The organism is Stenotrophomonas sp. YJH_SMC_127 (genome assembly GCF_059372445.1).
In genome coordinates this window covers 488,532-498,252 of the sequence record NZ_JCAFVO010000003.1, presented here as the reverse complement: position 1 = coordinate 498,252, position 9,721 = coordinate 488,532, and the positions used below count along the sequence as shown (strand labels likewise).

The window sequence follows — 9,721 nt, the reverse complement described above, 5'->3', positions numbered from 1 at the left end:
TTACGCTGGCCTGAAGGCCAAAGGCAAAGCGAGCAAGGTGGCGCTCGTGGCGGTCATGCGCAAAATGCTGGTGATCCTAAACGCCCGTAAGCGGGACGCCGAGGTGGCCCTCGGCTGCCCCTGACAAGACAGTTGCTACTGCTGTGCGGTTGCCACCATGCCTGGGCACGCCGTCATGGTGCGGCTGTGGTTGGGGTCAGAGCCCTTTCCTGCGGAAAGGGATCCGACCCCGACGGTTCGTTCAATACACATCGCGCCGGTAACGACCGGCCAGCAGCATCGCTTCCCTGCCTGCGGTACCCAGCACCCGCTCGATCACTGCATCCACGCCCGGGGCCATGCCCTGCAGGCTGCCGCAGACCAGGATCGTCGCGCCTTCATCGACCCACTGCCGCAGCGTCGCCGCTTCGGCCTGCAGCCGGTCCTGCACATAGCGATGCGCGCCGCCGTCGCGGCTGAACACTGCATCCAGCCGTGCCAGCGTGCCGCTGGCCAGCATCGCCTGCAGTTCTTCGCCGAAATGGAAGTCGTGCGCGGCGGTGCGCTCGCCGAACAGCAGCCAGGTGCGGCGCGCGCCACGCTGGGCACGTTCGTGCAGGTGCGCGCGCAGGCCGGCGATGCCGGTGCCGTTGCCGATCAGCAGCAGCGGGACATCGGCGGGCACGCCATGGAAATTGTCGTTGCGGCGCAGCCGCAGTTGCACCGGTTCGCCGATGGCCGCGTGGTCGCACAGCCAGCCGCTGCCGATGCCGGGTGTACCGTCGGCGCGCAGTTGGCGGCGCACCAGCAGCTCCACCGCGCCGTCGGCCATCACCGAGGCGATCGAGTACTCGCGATGCGGCAGCGGTTGCAGGGTTGCCAGCAGTGCGGGCAGATCACCCGGAGGAACCAGCGAGGGCAGATGCGAGCGCTCGATACGGGCCAGCAACGCCTGCCCGTCATCCAGCATGGTGTCTGCATTGAAGCCCTGTGCATCGAGCCAGGCGCGCGCGCTGTGGCGTGGGTGCTGCGGGCCGATCTCGGCGATGTCGCCGGCCTGCCACTGCACATCGACGCCAGGCGGTGGCTGCAGGCGCACCCGGTACACCGGGCCGCCGGGGCTGCCCGGATTCAGATGCTGGCGTTGCAGCAACGTCCACGGCTGATACTCGGCCGGGCTCCAGTCGGGCAGTTCAGTGGCGCCTCCGCCAAGTTGTCCCAGCAGCTGCTGCCAATGTCGCAGCGCCGCCGGATCGGCATTGTCGACCTCGATCGCATCGAACAGCGGGTGCGCGCCGTGCTGGCGCAGCCACTGGTCCAGCTGGTGGCCGAATCCGCAGAAGTGGCCATAGCTGCGGTCGCCCAGCGCGAGCACGCCGTACTGCAGATGCTGCAACGGAGGCGGCGTGGCCATCACCCCGCGCAGGAACGGCAGGGCGTGGTCGGGCGGATCGCCTTCGCCGGTGGTGCTGGCAATGAACAGCGCGCGCTGGCTGTCGGCCAGCAACGCTGCATCCACCTCGTGCAGTCCGCGCACACGCACCGGCATGCCGGCACCACGCAGGGCCTCGGCACTGCGTTCGGCCAGTTCGCGGGCAAAGCCGGTCTGGCTGGACCAGACCAGCAGGAGCGGCGCGGTATCGGCGGACGCCGCATCATCGCGCGGACGAGTGCGCCACCACAGGGCTGCGCAGGCCAGCGCGTACAGCGCGGTGGCGATGATGGCGATCTGCGATTGCCGTGCCGGCGGTGCGCCCTGCCACCAGGCTTCGCCGAGGTGCAGGCGCAGCAGCGCCCAGGCGATCAGCGCCAGTACGATCAGTACAAGTGTGTTGCCGAGCCACGCACGCGATGGCCGAGTGCTCATGCGTCCTGCCCGTCGAGCAGGCGCTGGAAGGCGCTGCTGAGAAATTCCTGCGGGCCGTCTGCGCTGCGTTGCAGGTAGCGCGCGGCCAGTCCTTCGCGCTCGGCCAGCGCCATGCCCTGTTCGCGACCCAGCACGGTCAGTGCGGTAGCCCAGGCATCGGCGTGCATGGCGTCGTCGGCCACGACGGTGACCGCTGCGGCGACCTGCTGCACCGGCCTGCCCGTACGCGGGTCGAGGCTGTGGCTGTAGGCCTCGCCATCGGCCTGGTACTGGTGCCAGCGATCGCCCGAAGTGGCCACCGCCTTGCCGTCCAGCGCCAGCACCCGTGGCGGGGTTTCGGTGTGCACATCCTCCTCCGGTGCGGATTCCACCAGCACGCGCCACGGTTGGCCGTCCGGTTTGCGGCCGTAGCCGGCCAGTTCGCCGCCGACTTCGATCAATGCTGCAGCAATGCCTTGCGCGCGCAGCCAAGCGGCGACGTGATCGACGCCGAAGCCCTTGGCGATCGCAGAGAGATCCAGTTCCAGCCGGCCCGGTTGCAGCAGCGCATCACCCTGCCACTGCAGGCGCTGCCAACCGCAACGCTCACGGGTGGCCTGCAGGGTAGCGGCGTCGGGCTGGCGGCGTTCACCGGCATGTGCACCGAAGCCCCACAGTGCAACCAGCGGACCGATGGTGGGATCGAAGGCGCCGTCACTGGCGGCGGCGATGGCCTGTGCGCAGGCCAGGACGTGGCGGGTTTCGAACGGCAGCGCGCACCATTGCCCAGCGCCGGCGCGGTTGTAGCGGCTCAGGTCCGAACCGGGCTCCCAGGTGCTCATCTGCGCGACCACGTCGTCCAACCGCGCCTGGATGCCGGCGTGCAGCGGGTGCAGGTCGCGCTGGCGCGACGCGACCAGCGACACGCTCCAGGTGGTGCCCATGGTGGTGCCACCGAGGCGGGCGATGTCGAGATGGGAATCGGTCATGGTGATGCGTTGCGGTGGCGATGCCGGGGAATGCCCGGCATCGCGGTCCACATTACTGCGGCAGCACTTCCAGCGTGGCGACGTAGCTCAGGCGGCGCTTGGCGGCCTGCTTCACCGACGTCTTGTTGTCCTCGGTGCCGGTCTCCAGCCAGTACATGCCGGCTTCCGGCCAGGTCACCTTGATCTCGCCCTTGGCATCGCTGGTCAGCTTCAGCTCGTCCTGCGCGTTGCGGTAGCGGGTGGCGCCACGCACGATCTCGAACTCCAGGCCGGCGGTCGGCTTGCCATCGACCAGCACGCGGAAGGTGGCTTCCTCGCCGGCGAACAGGTCATTCGGGTGGCCGACTGCGACCAGCTCGATGCCACGGTTGGTCGGCTTCAGCGCGGTGTCGTTCGGCGCACCGTTGGTGACAAAGGTCTCCACGCGGCCGATCGACTGGCTCACTTCCAGCTTCTTCGCATCCTTCGGCAGTTCACCGAAGGTAGCCACGCTGCCGCGCCAGCGCTTGCGCTCGCCGTTCTGCTCGTACGTGGCGAACAGGCCGTCATTGACCGACGCGATGCGGTAAGTGCCCGGCTGCTTCAGTTCGATGTCGAACACGCTGCGGTACTTGCCGGTCGACGCGTTCTGCGGCTGCACGGTGCTGCCGTCCGGCGCGGTGATCACCAGCGATTCCAGGCGCAGCGGCACGTGGTTGAAGTAGAACAGATCGTTGGAGACCGCACCGTCGATGGTGATCCACGGCGCGTTGCCGGCGATCACGGTCTGCGAGGGCAGCAGCCAGGCCTTGTGGGCCAGGGCGGAGAAGGGAAGGGCAGCGGCCAGGGCGGCGGCGAGGACGAGCGTGCGCTTCATGCGGAAGACTCCAGTGGATGCGGATGGGTGGGGTCAGAGCCCTTTCCGCGGGAAAGGGATCCGACCCCGGGGTCGGATCCCTTCCGCAGGAAGGGCTCTGACCCGGATGAGCGGTCAGGGTTTGACGGCGAGGGTGACCTGGCCCAGTTCGGTGGCGCCCTGCGCCTTGCCGTTCTGCGCGGCGGTGGCCGGCCAGGTGAAGGGGATCTTCAGCAGTTCGCGGCCACCGACTTCGCGCACCGCTTCCACCACCAGGGTGTAGTTGCCCGGGGCCAGTTGCTTCAGTGCCGGCTGCCTGTCGTTGAACGACAGCGCGTGCTTGCCGGCCGGGCGGGTCGGGCCGGTCACGCCGTCCACCGGCACCTGCAGGGTGCGGCCGCTCTTGCGCCACCACTGGCGCAGGTCCGGCAGCCATTTGGTGCCGTGGCCTTCGCTGTTGCTGGTCTGCTGGTACCAGACCGACAGGTTGGCCGCGACCTTCTGGTCGGCGCCTTCCAGCCACACCGCCACGTACGGGCGGTGGTACTCGGCCACGTTGAGCTTGGGCACTTCGACGTTGATGTCGAGGGTGGTGGCGTACGCCGGCGAGGTGGCCAGCAGGCCGCTGAGGGCGATGGTCAGGGTGACGCGCATGGGGCGGCTCCGGAAACGAAGGAAAGTCAGTGGATCAGCAGCAGGGCGATCAGCAGCGGAATCATCAGGCCCAGGCCGACCAGCGGCCAGGTCATGCGCCGCTGCCGTGCATGCAGGTGCAGCAGGAACAGGCCGGTGATGCAGAACACCAGGCAGGCCACGGCGAACAGGTCCAGGAACCAGCCCCACGCCGGGCCCGCGTTGCGGCCCTTGTGCAGGTCGTTGAGGTAGGACACCGCGCCGCGCGAGGTTGATTCGTACTCCACCGCGCCGGTCCCGCGATCGATGCTCAGCCAGGCGTCGCCGCCGGGGCGCGGCAGCGACAGGTAGATCTCCTCGGCCGACCACTCGGCCGGGCGCCCGCCGATGGCGATGCCCAGCTGCGTGTCCAGCCAGTGCCGGGCCGGGCGCGGAATCGGTGCATTGCCGTTTTCGCGCGTGCCGAGCTGGCCGAGCAGATCGGCCGGCAGTTCCAGATGCTGGTTCTGCACCTGGGGTTTGGCTTCGATCTTCGCGGCGTGGTTGAGGGTCAGGCCGGTCACCGCGAACAGCAGCATGCCGATCAGGCACACCGCCGAGCTGATCCAGTGCCACTGGTGCAGCGTCCGCAGCCAGAAGCCACGGTTCTGTTGCTGCGCCACGGTGGAAGAGGCAGGACGGCTCACGGCACGGTTCGAGGCGGACGGGGACTGCCCATTACATCATTGATGAGAATAGCTCGCAATTGCGTGTCGTTCTGTATCGCTGGAGGGCGATTGCCGGCCAGCGGCCGGCACTACCGATCGGTAGATCCACGCCACGCGTGGATGAAGCGGTGCCGACCAAGGTCGGCACCCACCGGGGCCGGGCGCGGCGATCAGAACTTCGCGTTCAACGAGATCCAGTAGCTGCGGCGCTGGTCCTTGGTCGCGTAGTCGTCCACGCAGTTGAACTCGCTCTGGCTGATCAGCAGGCACGACTGCGAAACGAAGTCCTTGTCGAACAGGTTGTTGACGCGTGCGTTCACCGTCAGCCATGGCGTGGCCTTCCAGCTGCCACCGAGATGGAAGATGGTGTAGTCCTCGTAGTAGCGGGTGTGGCTGGCGCCGTTGGCGTCCAGCAGCGTGTCGCGGTAGCGGTCGTAGCGGCCTTCGCCGATCAGCGACAGGCTGATCGCTTCGTTGACCTGCCAGTTGAGGCTGGCATTGGCCATGTGCTTGGCCGGCATCGTGCCGCTGATCGGCAGGCCCTTCTGCGCGCCGCTGGTCTGCTCGCTCCTGGTCCAGGTGTAGTTGCCGCGCAGCTGCAGGGTGTCGAGCAGGTCGACATGCGCGGCCAGTTCGGCACCGCGGGTCTCGGCCTTGTCGATGTTCACGCTCTGGGTGAACGTGCTGTAGCCCAGTGCCGCCCAGCCCGGGCCGATGTCCACGCAGTAGCCGCTGCCGGCGCGGGCCACTTCGCAGTTCGCAAAGGTGCCGCCGCTGGCGATCTTGTCCTCGAACGTGTTGAAGAAGCCGGTGACGTTGAAGCCCCAGCGCTGGCCTTCGTAGTAAGCGGCCAGCTCGTAGTTGGTGCTGGTTTCAGGCTTGAGGTTCGGCGAACCGACCAGCGGCAGCACACCCTGGCCACCGAAGCCGGTGATGCCCGGGAACAGCTGGTCCGGACGCGGGGTCTTGTAGCCGGTGCTGACGCCGCCCTTGAAGGTCCACGCATCGCTGGCATTCCACACCAGGTAGCCACGCGGACTGACATGGCTGCCGAATACGTTGTGGTCGTCGTAGCGCAGGCCGAAGGTGGCGGTGAGGGTGTCGGTCAGCGCCCAGTTGTCCTCGGCGAACAGCGCCCACATGCGGTGCGTCTGCTTGACGTTGCTGCGGTAGCCGGCGCCATCCATGCCGAACACGCCGTCGACCATGTCAGTGTCGTTGTACTGGCCGCCCACGGTCAGCGTGTGCGCGCCGAAGTCCAGGTCGAGCATCGTGTCGAGCACGTAGCCTTCCAGTTCCATGGTGCGCAGCGGGCGCGGCAGGAACGCCTGCAGGCGCGCCATCTCGCTCGGGTTGAGGGCAGCCAGGGCGTTGCCGCGGCCGGCCGCACAGTTGTTGGCAGCACCGGTGCGGCGGCAGACGTCATTCCAAAGCGTCTGCAGGTTGGCGCGCTCTTCCAGGGTCAGCGGCAGCGAACGGCCCAGGTTGCTGCTCTTGCTGTGGGTCAGCGAGGTCTGCCAGGTACCGAAGCTGTAGCGGCCCTGATGGGTCAGCGACAACTGGTCGCGTTCGTAGCGCTGGTAGGCGGTGTAGCCCACGCGCGGCTGCACCACGCGACGGGTGACGGTACCGCTGCCGTTCGGGTTGGGAATGACGGCATTGCCGACGCGCCACAGGCTGGCCAGGCTGTCGAGGGTGCCGGTCTGGCCATCGCTGTTGTCGAACTTCTGCCGCGACACGTCGTAGTCCAGCCACAGTTCGTGATCGTCGTTGATGCGGACGTCCAACCGCACGCCGCTGTTCCAGTTGGTGTTGGCCACCGACTTGCCACCACCGCCGAAGCCGATGCTGCGCTCCCACAGGGTGCCGTCGGGCAGGGACAACGCATCCCATTCCGGGTTGGAAGCCTTCGCGTCGTAGTAGCTGCCGCGTACTGCCAGGCTGAGGCGCTCCTTCAGCAAAGGGCCGCTGAGGTAGAGGTCGGTGGTGCGTGCATCGCCGAACTGGTCGTCCTGCTGCACGGTGAAGCCCTGGCTGACCGAACCGTGCCAGCTGTCCTGGTTGCGGCGGGTGATGATGTTGATGACACCGCCCATCGCGTCCGAACCGTACAGTGTGGACATCGGCCCGCGCACGACTTCGATGCGTTCGATCGCGTCCAGCGGGGGCAGGTAGGCGAACTGGCCGCCACCGAAGTTGTTCGGATAGATCTGGCCGACATTGCTCTGGCGGCGGCCGTCGATCAGCACCAGGGTGTACTCGGACGGCAGGCCGCGCATCGACACGGTGGCGCGGCCGTTCTTGTCGGTCGCTTCCAGGCCGACGTCGATGCCTTCGACGTCGCGCAGCGCATCGACCAGGCTGGTGTACGGGCGCTTGCTCAGTTCCTCGCGGCTGACCACGCTGATGCTGGCCGGGGCATCGATCACCTTCTGCTCGAAGCCGGCGGCGGTGACCACCACCTTGTCCAGCGTCTGCGGCGCGCCTGCGGCGTCACCGTGGGCGAAGGCAGGGCTGGCGAAAGCCGCCAGCACGGCGCTGGTCAGCAGGGTACGGGACAGGGACGAACGGACACGATGGCGCTGGGCCATGGCAGTTACCTCGAAGGATGCAGGGTGGCGCGGTGCCGTGCGCGAAGGGCGCGGCAGGCACGGAAGGCCCGGTCAGGGGCGGCAGGAATGAAGCAGGCAGCGGCGTGCAGGCGCGACCGCGCAGGCGGTCACGTCGGGCCGTGGATCAGGCGAGCGGCGGCGCCTGGCCGCGTTGCTGACGGCGCCCGGGCGCATCGGCCCAGGGCGTGTCCGGAGCGGCCAGCGGCCAGTCCGGGCGCACGCCGGGCATGGCCGGCATGGCGGGTACGAGGTCGAGCTCAGTGCGCAGCCAGTGGCTGGCCAGCAGCAACGGCGGGCGTGCCTTCTCGGCCGACTTCACCGGAGCGGAGGCGCAGCGGCGCAGCTTGGCCGGCGCCTCTTCCTGCAGGGGCGCTTCGCCTCCGCGCTCCTCCAACGGCACCTGCACGGCCATGCCGGCGTGGGCCTGTGGCAGCAGCGGCAGGGTGCCCAGCAGCAACGCCAGCATCGCCACCCACGCCAGCAGACTGGCCAGCGCGGGACGCTGGCCGCGCATGGCGGTGCCCATCTTGCGATGGATGAGTGGGCGAGGGCGAAGCGGGCGCAGCAAGCGGGGGTCCCCTGGGGCTGCCGGCAGCGGCCGGCATCAACGGGGCGTGATTGTAATGAGAGCTGTTAGCCGTTGCAAATGAGAATTATTGACAAATGTCGCAGGCCGGCCCGGCAAGGCTCAGACTTCGCTCCAGCGCCGCAGCAGGTTGTGGTACACGCCGGTCAGCTGCAGGACCGCCTCGGCGTCGCCGCCGGTCTGCCGCAGGCGCTCGATCGCGCCATCCATTTCCCACAGCAGGCGGCGCTGCACATCGTCGCGGATCATGCTCTGCACCCAGAAGAACGAGGCCACGCGCGCGCCGCGGGTAACCGGCCGCACCTGGTGCAGGCTGCTGGACGGGTACACGATCAGGTCGCCGGCCGGCAGCTTCACTTCGTGCTCGCCGTAGGTGTCGCTGATGATCAGCTCGCCACCCTCGTATTCGTCCGGCGCCGACAGGAACAGGGTGCAGGAGATGTCCGAGCGCAGCTGTTCGCCGTTGGCCAGGTTCATCACCGCGCCATCGACGTGGTAGCCATAGGTGCCGCCACCGCTGTAGCGGTTGAAGCGTGGTGGCAGGTACTTCAGCGGCAGCGCGGCACTGAAGAACAGCGGATGCCTGGCCAGCGCGACGAGGATGATCTCGCCCAGTTCGCGGCGCAGCGGCGAGGCCTCGGGCAGCTGCTGGTTGTGCTTGGCCTGTGCGCCCAGATGCCCCACGGTTTCGCGGCCATCGGTCCAGTCGGCGGCGTCGAGGCGGCGGCGGAAGTCGGCGACCTGGTCGGCGCTGAGAATGTCGGGGATGTGCAGCAGCATGCGGGACTCCTCAGAGGGACGGCGGTGCGACCAGGGCGCGCACCTGTGGATGCGGTGACGCGGCCAGCTCCGGCACGATGTGCGCCATGAATGCCGGGCTGCCGTGCGCCAGTGCGAGCCGCAGCCAGTGCACGGCCTGCTCGACCTGGCCGGCCTGCAGCAGGATCGAGGCGTAGTTGGCCTGGCCGCGGAAATCACCGGCCTCGGCCGCGCGCTGGTACCAGGCCAGCGCCGCCTGCGGATCGGGTGCGGTATCCAGCCCGTCTTCGAGGTGGCGGGCCAGCAGGTTCATCGATTTGGCGTGGCCCAGGTGCGCGGCACGGGTGTACAGGGCCAGTGCCTGCGCGCGGTCCTGCGCAATGCCGCGGCCGGTGGCCAGCAGGTTGGCCAGGTTGTACAGGCCCCAGTCCAGGCCGGTATCGGCCGCGCGCCGGTACCACACCGCCGCCAGCGCCAGGTTGACCGCCGTGCCGTGGCCCAGCTCATGGCAGCGGCCGAGCATGTTCATCGCCATCGGCGCGCCGTTGTTGGCGGCGGTTTCGTACCAGAGCAGCGCCGCCGAAGCGTCCTGTGCGGTCCCTTTGCCTTCCATGTGCATCTGCGCGAGCAGCAGTTGTGCATCGACCTGCCCAGCCTGTGCGGCGTCGCGCACGCGTGCGAACGCGGCCTGCGGATCGTGCTGCAGCAGCTCGGCCAGGGCGTCGCTGTCGATGGGGGTACGGGTTGCCATGGGGTGAGTATCGCCGGAAACAAA

At 68.4% G+C, this 9,721-nt stretch carries 9 protein-coding genes and 1 pseudogene; 1 reads left to right on the top strand and 9 read right to left on the bottom strand.

All coding sequences use genetic code 11. The features are described from left to right. Positions 1–124 (top strand): annotated as a pseudogene (locus AC5QAB_RS10615) (IS110 family transposase); the annotation flags it as partial. 117 nt (positions 125–241) lie between these two features. On the opposite strand, the gene AC5QAB_RS10610 reads toward AC5QAB_RS10615, so the two are convergent. The 9 genes from AC5QAB_RS10610 to AC5QAB_RS10570 form a co-directional block, all read right to left on the bottom strand. Then, positions 242–1,846 (bottom strand): sulfite reductase subunit alpha, encoded by a 1,605-nt coding sequence (locus tag AC5QAB_RS10610; RefSeq protein ID WP_495233379.1) that lies wholly within the window; start codon positions 1,844–1,846, stop codon positions 242–244. Next, positions 1,843–2,814, bottom strand: coding sequence for an FAD:protein FMN transferase (locus AC5QAB_RS10605; RefSeq protein ID WP_495233378.1), 972 nt, complete (start codon positions 2,812–2,814; stop codon positions 1,843–1,845). Before AC5QAB_RS10605 ends, AC5QAB_RS10610 begins: the two co-directional genes overlap by 4 nt. A gap of 52 nt (positions 2,815–2,866) precedes the next feature. Further along, on the bottom strand, positions 2,867–3,670 hold the full coding sequence (locus AC5QAB_RS10600; RefSeq protein WP_495233377.1) for a DUF4198 domain-containing protein: 804 nt from the start codon (positions 3,668–3,670) through the stop codon (positions 2,867–2,869). Between the two features lie 114 nt (positions 3,671–3,784). Continuing rightward, complete coding sequence (locus tag AC5QAB_RS10595; RefSeq protein ID WP_005408420.1) at positions 3,785–4,303, bottom strand: DUF2271 domain-containing protein; 519 nt, start codon at positions 4,301–4,303, stop codon at positions 3,785–3,787. Between the two features lie 26 nt (positions 4,304–4,329). After that, on the bottom strand, positions 4,330–4,968 hold the full coding sequence (locus tag AC5QAB_RS10590; protein WP_014646258.1) for a PepSY-associated TM helix domain-containing protein: 639 nt from the start codon (positions 4,966–4,968) through the stop codon (positions 4,330–4,332). 191 nt (positions 4,969–5,159) lie between these two features. Continuing rightward, complete coding sequence (locus tag AC5QAB_RS10585) at positions 5,160–7,580, bottom strand: TonB-dependent receptor domain-containing protein (protein ID WP_495233376.1); 2,421 nt, start codon at positions 7,578–7,580, stop codon at positions 5,160–5,162. 145 nt (positions 7,581–7,725) lie between these two features. Further along, positions 7,726–8,127, bottom strand: coding sequence for a hypothetical protein (locus tag AC5QAB_RS10580; protein WP_495233375.1), 402 nt, complete (start codon positions 8,125–8,127; stop codon positions 7,726–7,728). 162 nt (positions 8,128–8,289) lie between these two features. Continuing rightward, positions 8,290–8,967, bottom strand: coding sequence for a Fe2+-dependent dioxygenase (locus AC5QAB_RS10575; protein WP_014646261.1), 678 nt, complete (start codon positions 8,965–8,967; stop codon positions 8,290–8,292). Between the two features lie 10 nt (positions 8,968–8,977). Continuing rightward, positions 8,978–9,697, bottom strand: a complete 720-nt coding sequence (locus tag AC5QAB_RS10570; protein WP_014646262.1) for a tetratricopeptide repeat protein — start codon at positions 9,695–9,697, stop codon at positions 8,978–8,980. Positions 9,698–9,721: the final 24 nt, after the last annotated feature.

Bases quoted from the DNA above. Each gene is read 5' to 3' on its own strand.
- AC5QAB_RS10610 (WP_495233379.1), bottom strand. From the start codon at position 1,846: ATGAGCACTCGGCCATCGCGTGCGTGGCTCGGCAACACACTTGTACTG.
- AC5QAB_RS10605 (WP_495233378.1), bottom strand. From the start codon at position 2,814: ATGACCGATTCCCATCTCGACATCGCCCGCCTCGGTGGCACCACCATG.
- AC5QAB_RS10600 (WP_495233377.1), bottom strand. From the start codon at position 3,670: ATGAAGCGCACGCTCGTCCTCGCCGCCGCCCTGGCCGCTGCCCTTCCC.
- AC5QAB_RS10595 (WP_005408420.1), bottom strand. From the start codon at position 4,303: ATGCGCGTCACCCTGACCATCGCCCTCAGCGGCCTGCTGGCCACCTCG.
- AC5QAB_RS10585 (WP_495233376.1), bottom strand. From the start codon at position 7,580: ATGGCCCAGCGCCATCGTGTCCGTTCGTCCCTGTCCCGTACCCTGCTG.
- AC5QAB_RS10580 (WP_495233375.1), bottom strand. From the start codon at position 8,127: ATGGGCACCGCCATGCGCGGCCAGCGTCCCGCGCTGGCCAGTCTGCTG.
- AC5QAB_RS10575 (WP_014646261.1), bottom strand. From the start codon at position 8,967: ATGCTGCTGCACATCCCCGACATTCTCAGCGCCGACCAGGTCGCCGAC.
- AC5QAB_RS10570 (WP_014646262.1), bottom strand. From the start codon at position 9,697: ATGGCAACCCGTACCCCCATCGACAGCGACGCCCTGGCCGAGCTGCTG.